We start from the raw sequence: 21327 nt of genomic DNA on the forward strand, positions 1-21327 counted from the left end.
ATGAAAAAAAACGCATTCCTCTTGAAATTGTTTAAGAACCGTCAAGTTCAGTCACTGATTCCTTGGATAGTACCTGTATTAATAATCATCTTATGGCAGTTGTTCTCTTCTATTGGCTTAATTCCTACTAGAATCTTACCTGCACCTTTAGCTGTTCTTGGTGCTGCCATTCATCTAGCTCAAACAGGCGAACTATCTAGAAATATCGCTATCAGTGCAACACGAGCAGTAACTGGTTTTTTAGTCGGAGGGAGTATAGGGTTTAGTTTCGGGCTACTTAATGGCATTTCTCCCATAGCTGAAAAATTGTTAGATACGTCTTTACAAATGCTCCGTAATATTCCCAATTTAGCATTAATTCCCTTAGTAATTTTGTGGTTTGGAATTGGAGATGAAGCCAGATTATTTCTTGTTTCTTTAGGTGTCATGTTTCCCATTTATTTAAATACTTTTCACGGAATTCGTAGCGTAGATCCGGGATTGATTGAAATGGGAAAAATCTACGGTTTAAATGCTTGGGGTTTGTTTTGGCAGATTATTCTACCAGGAGCAATGTCTTCTATTTTGGTAGGTGTGCGTTTTTCGTTAGGGATTATGTGGCTAACACTCATCGTTGCTGAAACTATTGCAGCTGATTCTGGTATTGGTTATATGGCAATGAACGCCAGAGAATTTATGCAAACCGATGTGGTCGTTCTGAGCATCTTACTATATGCTCTATTTGGCAAGCTAGCAGATATCATTGCTAGAGCTTTAGAAAACTACTGGTTGCAGTGGAATCCTAGCTATTTGAAGAGTTAGGAAGTAAATCGTTTTGATGGATCAAAAAATTTTAGAAGGCAGAAGTACGTAAGGGAGTTGCAAGAAAATAAAATATAGGAGTCCTATTTGATTTTTGAAAAAACTCCGTACATAGCAAGAGTGTCAAAATCACTCGTTTGTGTGTCGGATAAACCACTCAAACATCCATTTCAAATGAGAAAATGAAGGAATCAAGGCACAAAAACGTCGAACCCATGTTTTGGCTTGCAGCCAAATATCCTCTATAGGATTTTGTTCTGGGCAATTAGGGGCACTCGCGTTCGCAGTGTATTTTCCATTGGTCGCTTAGCAGACCTTGATTAAGCTCGTCCAAAAAACCTCGAACTGCCTTGGAACGGTGGTAACTCGCACCATCCCAAAAAATCAGTAATCGCTGGTTGGGGGACTGAGTTAACTTATATCTTGCACCTGGAAATTTGAATGTCAAAACCGTGACTACGTGCAAGAGGAGCCAAACGTTCGATATCAAGTAAAAGTAGAGACACAAGTATTTGTGGGAAGATAAATTCAAGTGCAGTTTGAGCAGCTTCTCCCCAGTCGGGCAAATCAGGATCAGAAAATGATAAGTAAGCCCAATGTGCCAGGATGTAGGCAATCAATGATAATACTAACCAGCGGTACACACCAAGTAGAGTGCCTTGACCAAAGCGATGCAAACCGAAACGGTGTTTTGCAGTTTTAAACCACCCCTCTATCTGCCAACGCCGCTTACCCCACCAACTGATAGTGCTTGCCTTGAGGGGTTTAGTGGACAAAACAAAACGTTTTTCCAATTTGTCATCATCACGTTTGAGGTAGTACCAGGTAACAGATACAGGGAACTTTAAACCGACAAAGCGTACCTGTTGACCACGTTTATGTAAACGTGCAAAATGCGTCCATCAGTTAACTGACGGTCACAACGTACACCTGTGACGGCATGATATTTCAGCTTGCGAATCTCATAGAGAAATTCTGCACTTCCAAAAGCTGTATCCGCTAAAATCATCACAGGAAAGTGTTTGGTCAGATTTTGAGGCAGGCATTTAACTAGTTTTAGAGCTAACAGTGCAGGTGAAGTGGTATCTTTGCCTCGCCAAACGCGAAAACTCCAGGGTATACGCCACCGTCCAACGACCAAATACATTACTACGAGATGTAATCCTCGTTTACCGTTGTAAACCGAGATTAAATGCTCAAATTCCGGAAATTTTCCCCATTTTTCAAGAGCCGTGAGGTCAATAATCACCTGTAAACATGGTCTGCGCCCTTTGGGGCAAAAAGATAAGACTTGTTGAAGTATGCAGTGACGAACGGTGCGAATTACGTTCCGTGTTGACCAACGGTATTGGTTCAAAAATCGGCTTAAAGCGCTTGCAGACTTGGTTTGACTGTGGTGTGGTAGCGGATGTCCTTGAGCTTCTAAAAACAGCCCTAACATTGCTTCCAGGTTATCTTTTTCGTACTGTGTCGGCATTAACGACGATAGGTTATACACTAGCTCTTGGGCGTGGGCAAGAATTGTAAACATTGTTCTTGCTGAAGGATTATGCATTTCACGCCCTTTTCTCTCACGTTTTGGTGGCAGATTGCAAATGCAACCACTTTCCTAAAAAACAAAGGTTAGCGCTTTTAAAAACAATGATAATCGAGCAATGATAATCATTTTAATTTAAAGGGGTTGGTTGATAACTCTCTGAGGATTTATAGGAAATAACACTAATACTTTGAGATAATTTAATAACTAAAGACTACTTAAGCCTATTTCATTTCCCCTTGTTACACTTTTGCCTTTTGATTCGCTGATCTGTGGTTTCCCCCTACAGGTGCAAGATATAAGTAAACAAACAAGGCAGTGATTTTTTAATTACAGTGTAGGGCTGTATGTCTTCGCTCCTTGCACCCCTACTAAAAACTTTGGCAATCTAGCTTATAAAGTTTAGATAGAAAATATTGAAAGTTACTTCTTCCAATTATAAAAATTGTTTATTATTCAAATTTGAGACGATAGTTGATTTTTCAATATAAAAGTATAATATGTGACACTTTTGTACCCGAGTTAATGCAAAGTATATCCGTATATTGTTGTTAGCTTTATCTGACTTGCCACCGCAATATCTTGCGAAAAGCTGCTTTATGCAAGCGCTTGCCGGCGATGGTCGCTCTACCCCTGTGCAATGCCCACGCTCAACTTCATCCCATTTTCCCAACATTGCCAGCAAGCAAAAAGGGGGTGCTACTATTAGCCAAACTTATCAGACGATGGCGATGAACTCCCAGGTGGTCTTGTTAAATATGTTTCTCCAGCGCCCTGTAGCAGGCTATAGTATATTTTGCATTCGTTTTATGAAATTGGGCGTTAAGTAGGTTAATATCGATAGTCTTAACTGTCAAATCCTTTTTGAATTGATTAAAATAGCTTTGTATAGAATAAGAAAAGTTTGTCAAGATTCATAAGGTGGAAATTTCAACAGTGCGCTAACGTGTGATTAAGACCAGACTGGCTAGATCGAAAAGTTGCTTACCCATTTAGCTGATTCTGCTAAAGTCTTGACTCCTAAGTTAAGGGAATTGGTAGAACAAAGTTAAGTGAGAGCAAAAAACGACCGTTATTCAATTTGCATTCATGGTGCCTATGCTACGCCTAATGGAAGAAAGCACAAAGCCGCCCTAAACAAGTCTTTTGTGACTAGGTTTTCGTGATATGGCGAACGGAACTCCACTCAGTAACTTGTGAAGAAAGTGTAAAAATTGGTATACGCATTTTTTATCACTTGAAGGCAAAAGATATGCTGTTTCTAAGTAAAGATTGTTCTACGTAATACATTGAATGAGATGTCAGCAGGTGTACTTAACATTAATTGAAATGAGAATACCACTGCAATTCCAAAAAGTTTTGGAGAAAATACAAAAGGATAGGTGTCTTTTTCAATGTCTTAACTTTCGTAGAATACGCTTAAAGTTGCTTAATGAGTTCATAGTTAGCACACAAAGACAGTGCAATTTCTGTGAAACAGGCTACAATCGGAACAGTCTTTACAAAAGAATCTCCCAACAGTCATATTCATTTGTATGGAGTAGTAAATTTTTTTAGCAGTCCGGAGTCTTTTTTAGACCAGCTAGTTAAAACGGATGTTGCTCGGCAACATAGATGGCGTTGACTAAGAATAGGAATTTCCCTTCAAGGAGCCTGCCCTTACACGGTAAAACTCCATAAGGAAGGTGTCAAAATTCCAACAAAATCTTAGGCAAAATAACCAAAAACCCTGTTTTCTGTTGGTAAATAGCTCACTTTAAGAGCGGCAAACACATCTTAAGTAATTGATTCTGCAAGGAGCATGAGGAACGCGGCATGAACCAGGCTAACAACGTACTCGAAAACATATATCAGCCTGATGAGCTAGAAATAATGAATCAGCCTGAGATTGAGTTAGAAGAACTCTTGATTGATGACGAAGAGGACTTGCTGACAGGCGATGAGGGCGAACTCGATGAATTTTTAGAGCCTCAGTCTGATGAGGACGACGCAAAGTCTGGGAAAGCCGCTAAATCGCGTCGTCGGACTCAAACTAAGAAAAAGCATTACACCGAGGATTCGATTCGTCTTTACTTACAAGAAATAGGTCGAATTCGCCTGCTTCGTGCAGACGAAGAAATTGAATTGGCACGGAAGATTGCCGACTTACTGGAATTAGAGCGAGTACGCGAAAAACTTGCACAGCAGTTAGCTCGTGAACCTAAGGACAGTGAATGGGCAGAGGCAGTACAAATACCGTTGCCACAATTTCGCTATCGGCTGCATGTTGGTCGCAGAGCGAAAGACAAGATGGTGCAATCTAACCTGCGCCTTGTAGTTTCAATTGCTAAAAAGTATATGAATCGAGGCTTGTCTTTCCAAGACTTGATTCAAGAAGGCAGTCTCGGTTTGATTCGCGCCGCTGAAAAGTTTGACCACGAAAAAGGCTACAAGTTTTCTACATACGCAACATGGTGGATACGTCAGGCAATCACCCGTGCGATCGCTGATCAATCCCGGACTATTCGCCTTCCGGTTCACCTGTACGAAACCATTTCCCGAATTAAGAAAACGACTAAGCTGCTTTCTCAAGAAATGGGTCGCAAACCCACCGAGGAAGAAATTGCTACTCGTATGGAAATGACCATCGAGAAGCTGCGGTTTATTGCTAAATCCGCACAGTTGCCGATTTCACTAGAAACGCCTATTGGGAAAGAAGAAGACTCTCGACTGGGTGATTTTATTGAATCGGATGGGGAAACCCCAGAAGACCAAGTTTCCAAAAATCTCCTACGGGAAGACTTGGAAAAAGTCCTCGACAGCCTCAGTCCTCGCGAACGTGATGTTCTCAGACTGCGGTACGGTTTGGATGATGGTCGCATGAAGACCTTAGAAGAAATTGGACAAATTTTTAATGTGACTCGCGAACGAATTCGTCAAATTGAAGCGAAGGCACTTCGTAAGTTACGTCACCCGAATCGCAACAGCGTTCTCAAGGAGTATATCCGTTAATTATTAATCATTAATCATGAGTCATTTGTTATGAGTTTTAGACAAATGACTCATAAGCGCGAAAAAAAACAAAGACACTAAAAAACCTGGAGGTACTAGCGACTTCCAGGTTTTTTAGTTATTCATTTATCTATTAGTGCTAGGCAATCCGTAGTCTTACAACTTACAGAATACCCCAGAAGTGTAGGAAACCCTGACCAGTAAACAGTTCAATCAAAGCTGCTGCTGAAAAGCCAATCATTGCTAAGCGACCGTTCCAATTTTCTGCTTGAGGTGTGAAACCCCAACGCCAAGCATTGCGATCTTCGATCACGGGAGAAGTAACTTTTGTTGCGTTTGTCATGGTTGGCACTCCAAAGAGAATTCCCTAAGTTTTGTTACTTTTAGTTAGTTATTTACAAGCAATCCGTAGTCTTAAAACTTACAGAATGCCCCAGAAGTGTAGGAAACCTTGACCAGAGAACAGTTCAATCAGAGCGGCTGCTGAAAAGCCAATCATTGCCAAGCGACCGTTCCAAATTTCTGCTTGAGGTGTGAAACCCCAACGCCAAGCATTGCGATCTTCGATTACGGGAGCAGTAACTTTTGTTGCGTTTGTCATCGTCGGCACTCCAAACTGAATTGTTTAAGGTCTGTTACCTTATGTAAACAAATATAACAAACTTCTTTAAGAAGTGTCATCTTTTTTATAAGATTGTTAGATTTTTTTGACTTATAGTTTATTTTCCGCTAATTGAAGAAGGCATCTATGCTGAGGGCAGAGGCCAGCTATGACATGTTCGTTGGGGTTGGGCAAATCCCAACCAATTGTAAGCACCGCAAGTGACGGTGGGGTTTTAGACCCTTGTTCCCCAGTTTTGGCATACTTTTGATTTCCGACCCCTATTAATGAGGAGTTGTACTGAGCTCTACCCTTTTTTAAATAAGGTTTAAGCATTATGAAACCAGAAATAAAGTTCAAACAGACATGCTTCCTACTACTTCCGTTACTGATTGCACAGGTTGGTGTAGCTCAAATGCCACAACTGTTAGCTGCGCAAGGGGCGATCGCGCCGTTAGATGAAAGTATTAGTAGGGTGGGCATAGCCTCCGTCCACGCTTAGTCGTCAGCTCTTGCATTACGAGTGTAGTTCGACGACACAAATGATTTTTTCTTCGCGATTAAGTTGAAGGATACTTTCACCAATGGCATCTTTGCCAGGGGTGGGAACTGTTTCCACTCCAAGGCGTACCACGCGTTGATGATTTGTGACTAGCGCCACCTCAGCACCTGCAGTTGCTCGTACCATTCCTGCTAAAATATCAGTTTTGTTGGTGAATTTAAAGGTCTGAGTCCCGATATCGCCTCGATTCGCTGAGCGCAAAGCACTCACTGGCATACGTTTAGCATATCCCAATTGAGTCACCAGTAATAGGTTTTCCTTCGTGCTTGAGGCTACAAAACCAACCATCTCTTCTTGCTGACGCACACGTAAACCTTGCAGACCCATCGCAGTGCGACCCATAATGGGGAGTTGATGATCATTCACCTCAAATTTCAAAACTCTCCCACCTGAACTTGCTAAAATTAGATGCTCACCCGTCTTAGTGAACTGAGTTGATAACAATTCATCACCATCTTTGAGTTTCAAAATGGTAATTCCGCGCCGGGTGAGATGAGTGAATTCTGTCAGGGAAAAACGCTTGATTCTTCCTTGCTTCGTCAGGAGAACCATCTCGCCATCTTCTGGGTGTTCAGGCAGTACAAAGCGGTTAATAACAGCTTCTTGAGCGCCCTGAGCAGAGTTCGAGAGCAAGGTAATCAATGGTGTTCCCCGTGCAGAACGTCCATTGGTAGGAGGAATATCTGCCACATTCACTGGGTAAACCTTGCCACCACTGGTCAGTACCAGCAACTCTTTTGCCGTGTCGGTCAACACGGTTTGGATGACGGTGTCATTATCAGACGTACCGTTGTCAGCTCTTGCCTTCCGGGCTGAAGGCTGACGACGTACATATCCCCGGTGGGTAAATTCTAAAACCACTTCTTCTGAGGGCACTTCCAACAGGGGATTCTCGATTTTCAATTTTGGACTCTCAGTCTGCTCCTGTGCTCCTGTGCTTTTGGTCTCCCCTATGATTTTGGTACGACGGGCATCGTTGTATTTGCGCTTGAGCGATCGCAAATCTTTTTTCAGTGATTTCAGTAACTCGCGTCTATCGTTGAGTAATCTCTGCAACACCTGAATCTGCTCATTGAGCTGCTCATACTCTTTGTGTAAGTTTTGCTGTTCTAAATTGGTTAAACGACGCAATGGCATAGCCAAAATCGCATCCGCCTGCACCTCACTTAAATCGAGTCGGTTTTGCAGGCTCATTTTTGCCGTAGTGCCATCAGCCGCACTCCGTAATATTTCTACAACTTCATCTACGTGAGAAAGTGCTTTGAGTAAACCTTCAACTAGATGCAGCCGGTTTTGAACCTTAGCTAACTCATAAGAGTAGCGCCGGTTTAGTGTCTGCTCTCGGAAACTCAAAAACTCTTGTAACAATTGACGCAAGGTCAGTTGACGCGGTTGTCCATCCACCAAAGCTAAGAGAATCGCCCCAAAGTTACTTTGCAAAGCGGTTTGGTGATACAAATTCTGGAGAACTTCTTGGGGGTTGGTATCGCGTTTTAGTTCAATCACGACGCGCATTCCTTGGCGATCGCTTTCATCTCGCAGATCCGCAATTCCCTGAAGACGACCTTGATTCACCAAATCGGCGACTTTCTCAATCCAACCTGCCTTATTTACTTGATAAGGCAATTCTGTCACCACAATTGCTGTCCGCCGCTTGCTACCTCTACTACCTGCAACTTCCTCTATCTGGGCGACTCCCCGCAGCACAATACTCCCTTTACCTGTGGTGTATGCTTCTTTGATTCCAGAGTTACCGACAATTTCACCACCTGTGGGAAAGTCTGGTCCGGGAATAATCTCAAATAACTTTTCATCAGCTAAGTCGGGATTATCAATTAATGCAATCAGCCCATCTACCACTTCCCCTATATTGTGTGGTGGAATATTCGTCGCCATCCCCACAGCAATACCAGAACTCCCATTGAGCAAAAGAAATGGCAGCTGTGCTGGCAGTACAGTTGGCTCTTGCTGGGAATTATCGAAGTTACCGATAAAGTCCACCGTTTCTTCGCCAATTTCTGTCAGCATTCCCTCGTGGCTGATCGATGCAAGGCGCGTTTCTGTGTAGCGCATCGCCGCTGGCGGGTCATTATCCACGCTCCCGAAATTCCCATGTCCTGCCAGTAAGGGATAACGACTGGAAAACTCTTGTACCAGCCTGACCAAGGCATCATAAACCGCTTGGTCGCCGTGGGGGTGGTATTTACCTAACACGTCTCCCACCACACGGGCACACTTACGATAAGGTCGATCCGGCGTCAGACCCAGTTCGTGCATAGCATACAAAATGCGCCGGTGAACTGGCTTTAAGCCATCTCGCACGTCTGGTAACGCCCGCCCGACAATCACACTCATGGCATATTCTAAATAAGACCGTTGCATCTCGGTATGCAAGGCTGTGGTAATGACCTGTCCCTCACAGAGAAGGTTTAATTGTTTTGCCATGAGTTTTTTTTCCCTATATTTCCACTACACAAAATTTGCCGTTAATGAAGACTGCAGCTACCACAGCATAACGGATGAAATACTCTTCATTACAGAATCTTGATAGTCAAAGGATAGAAAGCAGTAGTATTATCCTTGTTGACCGAGATTTATATTGATTATTTCAAGCATAGGCACACTCATTGTTTTGATTAGGTGCTATTCCCCTTCTCGGACACGTGCGCCTTTAGTTAAGATGGGCTAACAAAAGTCAAATTCTCATGAAAACTGTTTTGATTGTCGAAGACGATCTGATTAATGCTCGTGTTTTTTCCAAGATTTTGACCAAGCGAGGTGGCTTGCAGGTGAAACATACTGAAAATGTGGAAGAGGTCATCGAAATTGCCCAATCGGGGGAAGTTGACATTATCTTGATGGATGTTTCTCTGTCAAGAAGTGTTTACCAAGGTAAGTCTGTTGATGGTATCAAAATTACACAAATGTTAAAATCCGATCCCCAAACAGCTTCCTTACCTATTATTTTGGTAACAGCACACGCTATGGAAGGCGATCGCGAGAACTTTCTCAAACAAAGCGGCGCTGATGGCTACATCTCCAAGCCAATCGTTGACCATCAACAGTTTGTTGACCAAATCATGGCAGTACTACCTAAACAGGATAATTAAACGCACAATTTGGAGTCCAAAATAATGTCCACCCCACGGTAAACTGCACCTAGCACATTTCCATAGTAGTGTCCTTTCATGAAGAACACATACCTGGAGTAGCCCAACCCCAATATGTTTGTTGGGCTACTGCTTCTTTTACAGAATAATATATATGTACTATTAGATGAGATTTTGAGCAAGTGGCTGCGTCAAATATCAGTTTCAGAAGGGAGCCAGACAACAACTATGTATTCCCCCTCATCTTCCTCATCTTCCTCATTCCTACAAGTTTCGTGTTCGCTATTGTGGTATAATACGCTGTCTCATTGTAGGAGATGATGGTTCTTCACGTTGTTGGAGAGCAGCTTGAATGCCCGGTAATTCTAAGAATTTTTTCGTATCAGACAGCAGCCGCGCGCCCCAGAGATTTTGTTTGAGAAAATCTACATTAGCGTAGCGTTCATCAATGCGGATTGCAGCTTGTCCCATTGCTAGAGCTTGTTGCTGGTCGCCTTTAGTATACAAAGCTACTGCCAATGCGAGTAAAGGCTCTGCCGCTTGTTTCTCAATAGCAACAGCACCTTGCCATTGCTTAATTGCGCCCTGGATATCGCCCTGTTCGTACAAAATTAACCCAACATTGTTGATGGCAGGCCAGAATTTTTTGTCAAAGGAGACTGCTTTTCTGTACTGAGCCACTGCGTCTGGAAGTTTACTCAGCATATAGTAAGCATTGCCCAAATTAAACAATCCCTCTGCATCGTTGGGTTTTAACTTCAAACCCTCTTGATAGTAGTTGGCAGCCTCTTGATACTTTTGCTGCTGAAAGTAAGCCGAACCCAAAGCGAACTGAACATCCCCATTTTTAGGGTTGAGAGATTGTGCCTTTTTCAGGGCTTTGATTCCCCCATCCAAATCTTTGGCTTGCAAATACAAACCACCTAAGAGAAACCAGACTTTATCGTTCTTAGGAGCGAGTTGTGATGCCAACCGCGCTCTTGGTAAAGCTAGTTCAAATTGTTGGAACTGCGCTAGTTGGGCTGCTTCCTTTGCCAAACCTAACCCTTGCTGTTCCAATTTTGCTGCATCAAGTTGCAGTGTATGAGGTACCAGTGCTTGTGCATTTGTCGGTTGAGGTAAACTACACAAACCACAGACAACCAAAAGAGAAATTAAACCAATCCGTTTAGGCACACTACCGCCTCTTTGCCAAGAATGAAAGAACCTTTCAGCTAGCTTAAACGATTTCCCTGGTTGACGACAGCAAAATTTTACAGACACAAGAACTCAGAATCCAGAACTCAGAATTCTGCAGCTAGCAACTTAGAATGCCCCTCTGGATTTTTCTAGTAGCTATTGAAGCTGAGTTTCGATGCGATCGCACAGTATTTTTATTGAATTTTAACTTTAAGCATTGACCTTGACATTCTTATAACATGGGAATAAATTAATAAGTAAGCACTTACTAATTTATGGCTCGTATACCTAAAATTACCAATGAGCAAATCTTGGAGGCAGCACGTGAAGTTTTTTTAGAAAAAGGCTTCAGCGGATCAACTTTAGAGATTGCAGCACGCTCTGGTGTTTCTGAAGCGTCAATTTTCAAGCGCTTCTCAACCAAAGAAGAATTGTTCTTCACTGCGATGGGAATTCCAGAAAAACTTGTATGGGTGAACGAGCTTGAAACTCTTGTTGGCAAGGGCAACCTCAAAGAGAACTTAATTCAAATCTGCTTACGGATTCTGGAATTCCACCGAGAGGTTATGCCTCGAGTCATGATGCTGCAATCACGAGGGAAAATCCCAACACCTGAAATACCAAAGCCAAAGCTTATTCAACATGTCAATGCACTAACTGCTTTTTTAGAGCGTGAGATAAAACAAGGCCGGCTTCGCCCTTGCGATCCCAAAACTATTGCTCACCTCTTACTAGGATCTCTGATGAATTATGTTTTGTCAGAGCATATAGGAATTCAAGTAAGTATGCCCACTACTGAGCAAGAGTTCGTGCAGTGTCTTGTAGAAATTCTTTGGCAAGGAATCGCACCAGTCAAACATGAATAGGGTGACACAGCCAAATCTTTTTTTTAGCCAATTAATAAGTAAGTACTTACTTTTAAAATAGGGAGTTGAATTCTATGATATTGCGTCGCACTGCTGTTCTAACAGTTCTGTTCTTCTGCCTGGGTAGCACTGTTGCTTGGGGTATACCATCTCAGCTTTTTAAGATATTCATTGCACAAATATCAAATCAACCGTTAGGTTTTGAACTTGGTCAAGTTGAACTGATTGCGGCACTTAATCTCACACCGGAACAACAAAAGCAACTTGACATTGCTTTCAACCAGAATAAAGAGCGAATCAAGCAAAATCAGCAAGCAGTGCAGCAAGGTGTTCTTGAGTTGGAAGCACTTATAGAAGGTACAGCCACACCAAACCAAATTCGCTTTAAACACAGCCAGGTTCAACAGTTGCGCCAACAGCTTGAAAATACATACTTTGAAAATATGTTGGCAATGCGAGCAGTGTTGACTCCAGAGCAACGTCGTAAACTGTCTAAATTTGTACACAACCAGAAAGCGAATTTACACAATCAGTCTGCTGAAAACCAAGATGATTTTCATCTTATACAGATTTAATGATTGTAATAGAAAGCTCTCAAGTTTCTTTAAGCAAAGCAAAAGATGATTCTCGGCAATTAAAAATTTTACAATACTGGAGCCATTTCGCGGTGCTTTCATTCTGGCTGTGTTTGTACAGAAATTTGCTACTTACGTAAGATTTACAGTGTTGATAATAACTGAAAAAGTCACCCATTCAGGTGAGGTCGTAAATTACCAAGAACCAATATTATAAAGGAAAGTTAAGTCAGTATAATTATACATATTCATATAGTTGTTGACTTATTAATAACTCTATTTTATTCATGCCTAGTAACTCCAAAAGTTGTAAAAACTCCAACTTCTTGGTTTCGCTCCACTAAAAGACACTCAAGTAAAGAAACTTTCATTACAAGCTATTCATGACTACATACTTAGAAATTCCTGTAATTGGTAAAAAAGTTAAACATCCACTACGGTGGCTGATTGGTTTGGTGGCAGCTGGTACGTTGGTTGTGGGTACAACGACAACCTACACACTTGTCAATCGTGGGACAAGCAAGCAAGATATCGCTGCACTGACTGTGCCAGTGGAAGCAAAAAATGTTACTGTGCGAATTTCTGCCAGTGGTAAGGTGCAGCCTGTTCAGAGCGTGAATATCAGCCCGAAAAACCCTGGAACTCTTACAGAGTTGTATGTTGAGCAAGGCGACAAGGTCAAGCAGGGACAAATTCTTGCCAAGATGGACAGCGCAGATATTCAAGCCAAACTCTCTCAGGCTCGTGCAAACTTAGCGCAGAACCAAGCACAGTTGGAGCAAGCCCAGGCTGGAAATCGTCCTCAAGAAATCGCCCAACAAAAAGCGCGTTTGGCACAAGCTGAGGCGCAACTTGCCGAAGCTCGTGCAGGTAATCGTCCTCAAGAAATTGCGCAAGCACAAGCTCAAGTGGACGCAGCTCAGGCAAAGGCGAACTATACAAGCGAACAAGTCAAGCGCTACCAATACCTCTACCAGCAGGGAGCAGAGAGAAAACAATTACTCGACCAAGCCATTAGCGAAGATAATGCTGCCAAAGCAAGTTTGCAAGAAGTTCAAAAACGGCTATCGCTGCAACAAATTGGCACTCGTTCTGAACAAATTGCCCAACGACAAGCGACGGTAGAAGAAGCACGAGCATCACTACAGCTTTTGGAAGCAGGTTCTCGTTCTGAGGAAATTGCCCAACGCAAAGCAGCTGTTGCTGCTGCGGCTGCTCAGCTAAAAGCGGAGGAAGTAAATCTGGAAGAGACTATCATCCGCGCTCCCTTTTCTGGAGTTGTGACGCAAAAGTATGCCAACATTGGCGCGTTTGTGACACCAACAACTTCTGCTTCTTCGAGTGCATCGGCAACTTCTAGTTCTATTGTCGCCGTAGCACGCGGTTTAGAAGTTTTGGCGAGTGTCCCGGAAGCTGATATCGGCAGAATTAAGCAGGGGCAGCAGGTAGAAATTGTTGCTGATGCCTATCCTGACCAAGTTTTTAAAGGTCATGTCCGGTTGATTGCTCCTGAAGCAGTTAAGGAAGAAGGCGTGACATTATTCCAAGTAAGAGTTGCAATTGATACTGGTTTAGATAAACTGCGTTCTGGGTTGAACGTGGATATGACGTTTTTAGGTGACAAGGTACAAGGTGCCTTACTTGTACCGACTGTGGCAATTGTTACTGAGAAGGGTGACACAGGTGTTTTGGTACCAGATGAAAAGAATAAACCTCTGTTTCGCCCCGTCACAATTGGAGCACAAATCCAAGACCAAACTCAAATTTTAGAGGGAGTCCAACAGGGCGATCGCATATTTCTCAACCCACCGGCAGATTACAAAATTCAGCAACGCCAACAACAGCAGAAGAAATGAACATCGTAGAAAGTATGCAGATGGCAGGGAAAACCCTGCTGTCAAATAAATTACGCAGCGCCCTTACCATGCTGGGTATTGTCATCGGGAACGCCTCGGTGATTACCATGATAGGCGTCGGTGAAGGGGGACAAAAATTTGTGAATAAGCAGTTGGAATCGTTAGGACCAAACGTCCTGTTTGTCATTCCTGGAAATCGCGAAACTCAGCGCATCTCAAATGATGTGCCAAAAAATTTGGTACTGGAAGATGCGGAGGCTATAGCCTCTCAAGTACCAACAATAGCAGGAGTGTCTCCAGAGTTAAACGGGAGATATGTAGTTAATTACCGTAACAGAAACACCAATGTCAACATCATTGGCACAACTCCCAGCTTTCCCAGGGTACGGGAGTTTGACACCGCCACAGGTCGGTTTTTTACCGACATAGATATGAAGCGCAATAATCAAGTGACAGTGCTGGGTGCTAACTTAGCAGAAAGATTGTTTGGTACTACTAACCCCGTAGGTAAGCAATTGCGGATTAAAAATGCTACCTTTCAAGTTATTGGTGTCCTAGAACCCAAAGGCTCAAGCTTGGGAGCAGATTATGACGAAGCAGCATTGGTACCACTTACAACCTCAGCAAATCGACTTGTCGGACGGAATTCTCCCTACGGCATTGCCTTAAATTACATTGTGGCTTCTGCTCGTGATAGCAATAGTGTCGATGCGGCAGAGTTTCAAATCACCAATTTACTCCGTCTAAGGCACAAAGTTATCAGCGAAGATGACTTTACCATCCGCACTCAAAAGGACGCTTTACAAACTCTTGGTCAAATCACGGGTGCTTTGACAATCATGTTGGCTGCGGTAGCAGGTATCTCTCTGTTTGTCGGCGGTATCGGCATTATGAATATTATGCTTGTCTCCGTTACCGAACGCACTCAAGAAATTGGTTTGCGTAAAGCTATTGGTGCAACTGAGCAAGATATTTTGTCACAGTTCATCATTGAAGCCATTATTCTTTCAGCCGCAGGTGGTTTAGTCGGTACAGCGGTTGGTGTCAGTGGTATTATGCTGGTATCAGCCTTGACTCCGTTACAAGCAGGAATTTCTCCTGTAGCGATCGCCCTTGCAGTTGGTGTTTCTGGCGGTATTGGTTTATTCTTTGGCGTTGTTCCTGCACGTCGTGCTGCTCAACTCGACCCGATTGTCGCTTTAAGAAGTGCTTAAAATGATTTTAACCGCAGATCCACACAGACGTACGCGGATATAACAGACAATTATCTGCCGTTATGGAGTAAGAAATTATTATGGCAAACACTTTATCGGTAACTGACTCCCGCGTTCCCAACCCAGTAAATCAACCAGTCATCATTCGCCTGGAAGATATTTTTAAAGTTTACGGCAGTGGCGAAACTGAAGTGCGAGCGCTCAACGGTGTTAATTTAACTGTAGAGCAGGGTGAATACTGTTCCATCATGGGACCATCTGGTTCTGGTAAATCCACAGCAATGAATATCATTGGCTGTTTAGATCGCCCCAGTTCGGGACATTACTACCTAGATAACCTCGATGTCGCCCAAATGGAAGATGCAGATCTGGCACGAATTCGCAACAAAAAACTGGGGTTTGTGTTCCAACAATTCCACCTCTTATCCCAACTGTCAGCGTTAGAAAATGTGATGCTACCCATGGTGTATGCTAGTGTGAATCCTGGCGAACGTCGCGACAGAGCAGCCGAAGCACTCAAGCGAGTCGGCTTAGAGAAGCGTCTCAACAATAAACCAACTCAACTTTCTGGAGGACAGCAGCAACGTGTGGCGATCGCCCGTGCCATTGTTAACCGTCCAGTTTTACTGTTAGCCGATGAACCGACAGGCGCACTCGACTCGCGCACAACTCAGGAAGTTTTAGATATCTTTACCGAGCTGAATGCCACTGGTATCACTGTTGTCATGGTAACCCATGAGCCAGATGTTGCTCGTCAAACAAAGCGTGTTGTTTGGTTTCGTGACGGTGAAGTCGTACACTCCAACCTCAGCCCATCTGATGTGGGTCATTTGGCAGCGTCTTAGCTTGCTAAGTACAGCCATTGCATAAGTTCGTAACTTTTTTAAACGCTGAGGAACGCTGAGGAACGCGCAGAGGGACGCAGAGTCTTGGTTTAAGTTTTCGCTATGAACTTATACAATCATGTACTAAGTACGCCTCATGATAAAAAAGGTATTGTTTCACTATCTGGTTTAGGGAACACCACGCGCTGCACACGATGAACCAAGGTTGAGGAAACAGAGAACAGCGTGAATCCGATGAGTGGGTGAAGTACTCCCAAAGGCAAAGGTGATTTCAGATGAATGGTCAGAAATTGCAGTGCCAACAGTACTGGCATACTTGCTGTCAGGCTTCGCACTCGTTGAGGAAACGGACTCAAGTACACCCATAAGAGCAGGAGCAGTGACAGTCCGCTATACCCCCGCACCAGCCAAACATGGATGTTCCACCACTGAGGGTTGTAAAAGTACGCGAGTCCAACCGTCAACACTTGGGCAGTGAGGCAGAGGTTGAAAACTACAGTAATGGCAAAAAAGCCAATCTGAATCCACCGTGCAGGTGGTTGTATACTATCAGTACCAAAATTTGTTGCCATAATCAGAATTTTTCAGAATGAATCTGTGGAGTATTGCTGGAGGAGCAACGCGAGAAAGTAGGGTTATCGACGAGCATCGCGCTACTCCCAGAATGAAACGCTAAGCGACTCCCTTTCCGGTACAAAATTACCTATCTTTTCCTTGGCGTTCTTGGCGACGCCAGTCGCCTACGGAGGGAAACCCTCCTGCAGCGCTGGCTCGTCTTGGCGGTTAGTTAATAGGTAATCTTCCAGCGTGACAGGAGTAATCGTCCTTTACAGCGCTTTTCACATGATTAGACCACAAATCGTAGGGTGGGCATTGCTCCTAAAAGCCCATGTGATGCACATTTAAGGTATTCGTGAGCAATGCCCACCTTACAGAAAACCGCTGTAAGTTGCATATTGTAATTTAAGAAAGCCTTTGTGGGATGGGCATCTTGCCCGTCCAGTTATCAGAGAATAAATGCACATTAGCTTACTAATGAGTCCCTAATTCTACTGCATCAAGCGCCTGGACTGGCATGTCAGGAAGGCTACCCCACTCATTCCAAGAACCGTCGTAATTGCGTACATTCTGATAGCCCAGTAAATACTTCAAGACAAACCAAGTATGGGCGGAGCGCGCCCCAATTGCACAGTACGTTATCACTTCCTTGTCAGGAGTGATGCCCTTACTGCTGTATAAAGCGTACAGTTCTTGAGCTGATTTGAACGTCTCATCTTCGTTCAGAGCTGATTCATAAAAAATGTGAACTGCACCTGGAATGTGCCCTGCACGCTGGCTTCCTTCTGGTGGTTTCATGGTGAACAATTCACCGCAATACTCTTGAGGTGTGCGTACATCGACCAAAATGCGGTCTAAGTTGCCAATAGCTTCTTGCACTTGCTCCCGCAGCGCCCGTATGCTTGAATCGGGTTCCTGTGCTGTATAAGTGGTTGTCTGGATGGTCGGGATTTCGCTCACCAGAGGGCGTCCTTCGCCAATCCATTTCTTGCGACCACCATTCATCACTCGCACATCCCTATGACCAAATACTTTCAGCAACCAAAAAATAAAAGGGGCACTAGCATTATGGTCGCCATAGACAATGACAGTTGTGTCTTTGGCGATACCTGACTGCGCAAGCAGTCCTGACAACGCCACTTTATCAAAATTGATACGGTAATCAGGCAGCAAGATGGTGAACCCGTTCCAAAAGACAGCACCTTTAATGTGACCATCATATGCCGTTGCGTCCATATCCACTTGGATAAGACGCACTTTGGGATCGCTCAAATGCTCAGCAACCCATTGAGTGTCTACAAGAACTTCAGGATGAGCGTAATTTACCAATGACATAGGGCGTGACTCCTTGCTCTGTAACTGTGATGAGGTTAGAGTAAGATTGATTTTCTGACGCGCCTAGTCCTCGAACGAGTACATTTTGTAGCAACGATGATGGCAAATTCTTTGCAGTCTTTATTTGGGGCGATCGCCTCCGCTCGTGACGAAGAAGAACTACGACAGCACGTTATGGTTAAAGTTGGTGAGTACTTTGTTGCCCATCGTTGGGGGCTTTTTTTCTTTGATAAACTTCCCCCTGTCGATTCCAATCTTCCAAGTATCGTTAAACGAGCTTTATCTGTAGAACACAATCCAGTCTTGCGGTACGTGGTTGAGCAGCATGCCCCAGTTCACGAAGAGTTGTTGTTACCTGCTGGGGTATGGAAGATAATTTGCCCGCGTTCTGATCATGGGCATGTAATGGCTGGACCTATTGTCAGCAATGGTGATCTTGTCGGCGGAATTGGGTTTACCCGGGTTCGAGGGACTGATCCTTTTAATACTCGGAATTTGGCTGACCTGTGTGCCCTCTGCCTTCATCTGTCCACTTGGCTAACAAAAATACAGTCGCAACCGGCTCTATTCAATTCTCCAAATATTAACCGTTTAACACCACGTGAAATTGAAATTGCCGAACTGGTGGCACAAGGGCTAACAAGTGCTGAAATTGGTGCAGCCCTTTGGATTACTGAAAATTCTGTTAAGCAAGCCCTAAAACGGATGTTCCGAAAGCTTGAAGTTTCCTCTCGTGCTGAGTTAGTAGGGCGGCTTTTCTCAAACACAAAGCTTTCCCCATCCAAGGAACACGCAGCTTATACTAAGTTGTCGTTTTGAACTCTATCAAATGCCTAAAAATTAGCAATCTTTGCTGACTGAAACTTTTGTAGAACCCTGTAGTATAATAAAAACTACATTTGTATTTTTTATTATAATGCTAACCTACAAACGCAATCTTAAAAATGTTGACTGGGAGGAGATGAAAACAACGCTCAGTCAAGATAAATTTGACAATGGTAGAAGCCCTGAACAGCTTAGAGCATCGTTTACCAACAGTTACGCGACTTGTATCGCTTATGCAGAGAATCGTATTATTGGCACCGCTCGCGTGCTATCTGATGGGGTTTGTAATGCTTACGTAGTTGATGTCTGGACATTTACGCCCTATCGGCGTCAAGGAGTTGCCAGCACAATGATGCGAATGCTATTGGACGAGTTACAGGGTCAGCATATTTGTTTATTTACAGATACAGCTTTAAACTTTTACAAAAAGCTTGGCTTTACCAAAGGAGAAATTTGTATGGAAAAGGTTATCGGTAAATGGTTAGTCAACACATTAGTAACAGAGAATTAATAATTTTCATATCATGGCTAATAACTAACTGCTCATGGTTATTAGCTATTAGCCATTAGCCACTAGTCTCTACTGATTAAAGGCTTGAGGTTTTGCCAGTTTGCGCTTGCGTTTCAATCGGCTTAACGTCGGTGTAGCCCATTTCACCGACAATTGTCCGCAGCACGGACATTTGCTCTTCAAAATCCAATCCTTCTATTTGGGAAAGCGCATTGTTAATTGCGTCAGTTGCTTTGTAGTTTTGTGGCATATCAACGACTTGATCGCCCATAGATACCGCCCAAACATACCAAACAAAGAGCTGGTTATTTTCTTTTATTGCACCATAGGCACGAGAATATTCCGTATCATCGCGGTTGACAATTTGCCGCATGATTGAAAGTTGTTCGTCGTCAGACAATTCATAATAGTTTCCTAACAGCTTTGGCGCTAGTTCTGGCTCGCCAGCAGCAGGAGCAGCTGGAGTAATTGAGTCCCCCATTTTCTTATAAACAAAATAGAGCCAAGCGAGTTTGGCATCAGTATCTAAGCTGTTAAATGCTTCTACAACTTTTTGAGTTTCATTGCTTAAAGCTTGAGGAACATTTTTATCGTAACTTGCAGTCATAATTTATCTCCAGAGCTATTTAATATGTCAATCTAGGGGTATCAGAGTTTGAGAATCAGTATCGACCCCCAAGAGAAAGAGTTTTAAAAATTGGAGAAATATGATTTTATATACCTTTTAATAGAGGTAAAAGTCTATCCAGCGATACCAAGGAAAGAAAAGCTTTTTTTGTTAAAATGCGGCATTGATAGAGAAATTTTTGGAGAAATGAATAATGCCGGAAGAAATAAAACCCAACCAATCACAAGCTCCTACTCATGACGCACAATTAGCGGCTGACAACATAGCGAGCGGTGAAGAAAAAACTCCAAGCGTCGATATGGAAGCAGATTATCAAGCTGCACAACGACTCAGCGTTAGTGAAATTGACCGCACTGGTGAAGGTGCAAAAGCAGCTCAAGAGGCGACTGCACCTAAGCAGGAGGTGAGCGAACCTCAACAAACAACCACACAAGCCCAGCCCACTGGTAATCCGAGTGATTACGTAGATATGGCGAAGGAAATTGGTGGTTCCCGAAATCAAGGTGGAACTAATGTTACTGACGATTTGGTAGAAAAAGCTAAGGAAAAGGGTCAATCGAAAAAGTAAATTTGTCTGTAGTTAGTAAAAAATCAATTTTAAAAAAGCTCGACCTATATTAGGTCGAGCTTTTAACAATTTTGTGAGATGTGTCTTTTGAAGTCTTAAGAACTACTTGATAGAATTACCTGCCTTAAGGAGCAGATCTCCAAGTTGCTTCACCTTAGTAGCAACATCACCTGTTGCATCAGCAGCTGCACCCTGTGTGTCCTCGCCCAAATCGACGAGAATCTTGGATATTGTTGCTTTGTCACCACTTTGGAGTGCCTGTTTGAGTTCACCCAGGTCTTCTGCAATATCATTTCCTTGGAGCTGTTGTTGCCAACTGTCGATCACAGCAATGGCTTGCTCAGCAGGTATGGAAGTTAGACCTCCTTGTAAAGCAGAGATCGTGGTATCGATGTCAGCCATAACTATTTTCCTCTGCTAAGTGTTTTTTCGTCAATGACTCAGAACCTTGGTATTGAAAACTACTTTCATACCAAGGTTTATTTTTCTTAATATAAACATAAAAGTCCTCATCCTACAGAGGTAGATATACTTGTATAACTTTTGCTCTATTTACAGATTGACAGGTAATGTGTAATCTTTGTAATAGTTATGGAATCTATTTAATTCTTATTTAATTTTGGTAGCAAACACTCCTGTTTCTGAGCTATATCAAACCTATTTAATTTGTAAAAATCACGCATATTTAGATTCCCGACTTCTTCAAGAAGTCGGGAATCTGATTGTTCACGGTGCCTGTAGGGCCTATGATTTACGATTGCTACA

At 43.2% G+C, this 21327-nt stretch carries 21 protein-coding genes and 2 pseudogenes; 13 read left to right on the plus strand and 10 right to left on the minus strand.

The features are described 5' to 3' along the window. The gene (gene ssuC / locus V5G28_RS31380) at positions 1–801 is read left to right on the plus strand and encodes an aliphatic sulfonate ABC transporter permease SsuC (RefSeq protein WP_332995155.1); all 801 of its coding nucleotides are present in this window, start codon (positions 1–3) and stop codon (positions 799–801) included. Between the two features lie 83 nt (positions 802–884). On the opposite strand, the pseudogene V5G28_RS31385 reads toward ssuC, so the two are convergent. Both V5G28_RS31385 and V5G28_RS31390 read right to left on the minus strand, forming a co-directional pair. Further along, positions 885–1222, minus strand: a pseudogene (locus V5G28_RS31385) (transposase); the annotation flags it as partial. Positions 1223–1274: 52 nt separating this feature from the next. Next, a pseudogene (locus V5G28_RS31390) lies at positions 1275–2356 on the minus strand (transposase); the annotation flags it as partial. 581 nt (positions 2357–2937) lie between these two features. Here V5G28_RS31390 and V5G28_RS31395 point away from each other — a divergent pair. Further along, on the plus strand, positions 2938–3168 hold the full coding sequence (locus tag V5G28_RS31395; protein ID WP_332995161.1) for a hypothetical protein: 231 nt from the start codon (positions 2938–2940) through the stop codon (positions 3166–3168). Between the two features lie 985 nt (positions 3169–4153). Then, positions 4154–5329 carry an RNA polymerase sigma factor RpoD gene (rpoD, locus tag V5G28_RS31400; RefSeq protein WP_096566664.1) on the plus strand — a complete coding sequence of 392 codons (1176 nt, stop codon included), beginning with the start codon at positions 4154–4156 and terminating at the stop codon, positions 5327–5329. 163 nt (positions 5330–5492) lie between these two features. Here the strand turns inward: rpoD and V5G28_RS31405 are convergent, their stop codons facing one another. Both V5G28_RS31405 and V5G28_RS31410 read right to left on the minus strand, forming a co-directional pair. Beyond that, positions 5493–5672 (minus strand): high light inducible protein, encoded by a 180-nt coding sequence (locus V5G28_RS31405; protein WP_073626670.1) that lies wholly within the window; start codon positions 5670–5672, stop codon positions 5493–5495. Between the two features lie 78 nt (positions 5673–5750). Then, a complete protein-coding gene (locus V5G28_RS31410) occupies positions 5751–5930 on the minus strand; it encodes a chlorophyll a/b-binding protein (protein WP_073626669.1) in 180 nt (59 codons plus the stop codon). 337 nt (positions 5931–6267) lie between these two features. Here V5G28_RS31410 and V5G28_RS31415 point away from each other — a divergent pair, with 337 nt between their 5' ends. Continuing rightward, positions 6268–6432: a hypothetical protein gene (locus tag V5G28_RS31415; protein ID WP_332995169.1), complete on the plus strand. Its 165-nt coding sequence runs from the start codon at positions 6268–6270 to the stop codon at positions 6430–6432. A gap of 15 nt (positions 6433–6447) precedes the next feature. Here the strand turns inward: V5G28_RS31415 and gyrA are convergent, their stop codons facing one another. Further along, positions 6448–8937: a DNA gyrase subunit A gene (gene gyrA, locus V5G28_RS31420; protein ID WP_332995172.1), complete on the minus strand. Its 2490-nt coding sequence runs from the start codon at positions 8935–8937 to the stop codon at positions 6448–6450. Between the two features lie 260 nt (positions 8938–9197). Here gyrA and V5G28_RS31425 point away from each other — a divergent pair, with 260 nt between their 5' ends. Beyond that, the gene (locus tag V5G28_RS31425; RefSeq protein WP_332995174.1) at positions 9198–9602 is read left to right on the plus strand and encodes a response regulator; all 405 of its coding nucleotides are present in this window, start codon (positions 9198–9200) and stop codon (positions 9600–9602) included. A gap of 282 nt (positions 9603–9884) precedes the next feature. Here the strand turns inward: V5G28_RS31425 and V5G28_RS31430 are convergent, their stop codons facing one another. After that, positions 9885–10778 (minus strand): tetratricopeptide repeat protein, encoded by an 894-nt coding sequence (locus tag V5G28_RS31430; RefSeq protein WP_332995198.1) that lies wholly within the window; start codon positions 10776–10778, stop codon positions 9885–9887. Positions 10779–11056: 278 nt separating this feature from the next. Between V5G28_RS31430 and V5G28_RS31435 the strand changes: the two genes are divergently transcribed. From V5G28_RS31435 to V5G28_RS31455, 5 genes are all read left to right on the plus strand, one after another. After that, positions 11057–11647 carry a TetR/AcrR family transcriptional regulator gene (locus V5G28_RS31435; protein WP_332995176.1) on the plus strand — a complete coding sequence of 197 codons (591 nt, stop codon included), beginning with the start codon at positions 11057–11059 and terminating at the stop codon, positions 11645–11647. 74 nt (positions 11648–11721) lie between these two features. Continuing rightward, positions 11722–12222: a Spy/CpxP family protein refolding chaperone gene (locus tag V5G28_RS31440; RefSeq protein ID WP_332995178.1), complete on the plus strand. Its 501-nt coding sequence runs from the start codon at positions 11722–11724 to the stop codon at positions 12220–12222. 383 nt (positions 12223–12605) lie between these two features. Next, the gene (locus tag V5G28_RS31445) at positions 12606–14078 is read left to right on the plus strand and encodes an efflux RND transporter periplasmic adaptor subunit (protein ID WP_332995181.1); all 1473 of its coding nucleotides are present in this window, start codon (positions 12606–12608) and stop codon (positions 14076–14078) included. Beyond that, positions 14075–15292 (plus strand): ABC transporter permease, encoded by a 1218-nt coding sequence (locus tag V5G28_RS31450; protein WP_332995183.1) that lies wholly within the window; start codon positions 14075–14077, stop codon positions 15290–15292. The genes V5G28_RS31445 and V5G28_RS31450 overlap by 4 nt, the downstream gene beginning before the upstream one ends. Before the next feature lie 80 nt (positions 15293–15372). Next, positions 15373–16137, plus strand: a complete 765-nt coding sequence (locus V5G28_RS31455) for an ABC transporter ATP-binding protein (RefSeq protein ID WP_332995185.1) — start codon at positions 15373–15375, stop codon at positions 16135–16137. Positions 16138–16271: 134 nt separating this feature from the next. Here V5G28_RS31455 and V5G28_RS31460 read toward each other — a convergent pair whose 3' ends face one another. Both V5G28_RS31460 and V5G28_RS31465 read right to left on the minus strand, forming a co-directional pair. Next, positions 16272–16709 (minus strand): DUF6220 domain-containing protein, encoded by a 438-nt coding sequence (locus V5G28_RS31460; RefSeq protein ID WP_332995187.1) that lies wholly within the window; start codon positions 16707–16709, stop codon positions 16272–16274. A 460-nt stretch (positions 16710–17169) separates the two neighbouring features. Further along, positions 17170–18030, minus strand: a complete 861-nt coding sequence (locus V5G28_RS31465) for a sulfurtransferase (RefSeq protein WP_332995190.1) — start codon at positions 18028–18030, stop codon at positions 17170–17172. A gap of 99 nt (positions 18031–18129) precedes the next feature. Here V5G28_RS31465 and V5G28_RS31470 point away from each other — a divergent pair, with 99 nt between their 5' ends. Next, positions 18130–18849 carry a helix-turn-helix transcriptional regulator gene (locus V5G28_RS31470; protein ID WP_332995200.1) on the plus strand — a complete coding sequence of 240 codons (720 nt, stop codon included), beginning with the start codon at positions 18130–18132 and terminating at the stop codon, positions 18847–18849. 142 nt (positions 18850–18991) lie between these two features. After that, a complete protein-coding gene (locus tag V5G28_RS31475) occupies positions 18992–19366 on the plus strand; it encodes a GNAT family N-acetyltransferase (protein ID WP_336231490.1) in 375 nt (124 codons plus the stop codon). Between the two features lie 76 nt (positions 19367–19442). Here the strand turns inward: V5G28_RS31475 and V5G28_RS31480 are convergent, their stop codons facing one another. Continuing rightward, positions 19443–19973 (minus strand): orange carotenoid protein N-terminal domain-containing protein, encoded by a 531-nt coding sequence (locus tag V5G28_RS31480; protein ID WP_096566688.1) that lies wholly within the window; start codon positions 19971–19973, stop codon positions 19443–19445. 214 nt (positions 19974–20187) lie between these two features. Here V5G28_RS31480 and V5G28_RS31485 point away from each other — a divergent pair, with 214 nt between their 5' ends. After that, positions 20188–20562, plus strand: a complete 375-nt coding sequence (locus tag V5G28_RS31485; protein WP_332995195.1) for a hypothetical protein — start codon at positions 20188–20190, stop codon at positions 20560–20562. A gap of 102 nt (positions 20563–20664) precedes the next feature. Here the strand turns inward: V5G28_RS31485 and V5G28_RS31490 are convergent, their stop codons facing one another. Then, positions 20665–20964 carry a hypothetical protein gene (locus V5G28_RS31490; RefSeq protein ID WP_332995197.1) on the minus strand — a complete coding sequence of 100 codons (300 nt, stop codon included), beginning with the start codon at positions 20962–20964 and terminating at the stop codon, positions 20665–20667. Positions 20965–21327: the final 363 nt, after the last annotated feature.

It is taken from the genome of Scytonema sp. PRP1, from assembly GCF_036697665.2.
Lineage (GTDB): Bacteria > Cyanobacteriota > Cyanobacteriia > Cyanobacteriales > Nostocaceae > Kalymmatonema > Kalymmatonema gypsitolerans.

What these genes read in the sequence shown, in the direction of transcription:
- V5G28_RS31415 (WP_332995169.1), top strand. Translation starts at nt 6,268, where the DNA reads ATGAAACCAGAAATAAAGTTCAAACAGACATGCTTCCTACTACTTCCG.
- V5G28_RS31485 (WP_332995195.1), top strand. Translation starts at nt 20,188, where the DNA reads ATGCCGGAAGAAATAAAACCCAACCAATCACAAGCTCCTACTCATGAC.
- V5G28_RS31465 (WP_332995190.1), bottom strand. Translation starts at nt 18,030, where the DNA reads ATGTCATTGGTAAATTACGCTCATCCTGAAGTTCTTGTAGACACTCAA.
- ssuC (WP_332995155.1), top strand. Translation starts at nt 1, where the DNA reads ATGAAAAAAAACGCATTCCTCTTGAAATTGTTTAAGAACCGTCAAGTT.
- V5G28_RS31460 (WP_332995187.1), bottom strand. Translation starts at nt 16,709, where the DNA reads ATGGCAACAAATTTTGGTACTGATAGTATACAACCACCTGCACGGTGG.
- V5G28_RS31450 (WP_332995183.1), top strand. Translation starts at nt 14,075, where the DNA reads ATGAACATCGTAGAAAGTATGCAGATGGCAGGGAAAACCCTGCTGTCA.
- V5G28_RS31395 (WP_332995161.1), top strand. Translation starts at nt 2,938, where the DNA reads ATGCAAGCGCTTGCCGGCGATGGTCGCTCTACCCCTGTGCAATGCCCA.
- V5G28_RS31405 (WP_073626670.1), bottom strand. Translation starts at nt 5,672, where the DNA reads ATGACAAACGCAACAAAAGTTACTTCTCCCGTGATCGAAGATCGCAAT.
- V5G28_RS31455 (WP_332995185.1), top strand. Translation starts at nt 15,373, where the DNA reads ATGGCAAACACTTTATCGGTAACTGACTCCCGCGTTCCCAACCCAGTA.
- V5G28_RS31490 (WP_332995197.1), bottom strand. Translation starts at nt 20,964, where the DNA reads ATGGCTGACATCGATACCACGATCTCTGCTTTACAAGGAGGTCTAACT.
- V5G28_RS31425 (WP_332995174.1), top strand. Translation starts at nt 9,198, where the DNA reads ATGAAAACTGTTTTGATTGTCGAAGACGATCTGATTAATGCTCGTGTT.
- gyrA (WP_332995172.1), bottom strand. Translation starts at nt 8,937, where the DNA reads ATGGCAAAACAATTAAACCTTCTCTGTGAGGGACAGGTCATTACCACA.
- rpoD (WP_096566664.1), top strand. Translation starts at nt 4,154, where the DNA reads ATGAACCAGGCTAACAACGTACTCGAAAACATATATCAGCCTGATGAG.
- V5G28_RS31435 (WP_332995176.1), top strand. Translation starts at nt 11,057, where the DNA reads ATGGCTCGTATACCTAAAATTACCAATGAGCAAATCTTGGAGGCAGCA.
- V5G28_RS31480 (WP_096566688.1), bottom strand. Translation starts at nt 19,973, where the DNA reads ATGACTGCAAGTTACGATAAAAATGTTCCTCAAGCTTTAAGCAATGAA.
- V5G28_RS31445 (WP_332995181.1), top strand. Translation starts at nt 12,606, where the DNA reads ATGACTACATACTTAGAAATTCCTGTAATTGGTAAAAAAGTTAAACAT.
- V5G28_RS31410 (WP_073626669.1), bottom strand. Translation starts at nt 5,930, where the DNA reads ATGACAAACGCAACAAAAGTTACTGCTCCCGTAATCGAAGATCGCAAT.
- V5G28_RS31475 (WP_336231490.1), top strand. Translation starts at nt 18,992, where the DNA reads ATGAAAACAACGCTCAGTCAAGATAAATTTGACAATGGTAGAAGCCCT.
- V5G28_RS31470 (WP_332995200.1), top strand. Translation starts at nt 18,130, where the DNA reads ATGGCAAATTCTTTGCAGTCTTTATTTGGGGCGATCGCCTCCGCTCGT.
- V5G28_RS31440 (WP_332995178.1), top strand. Translation starts at nt 11,722, where the DNA reads ATGATATTGCGTCGCACTGCTGTTCTAACAGTTCTGTTCTTCTGCCTG.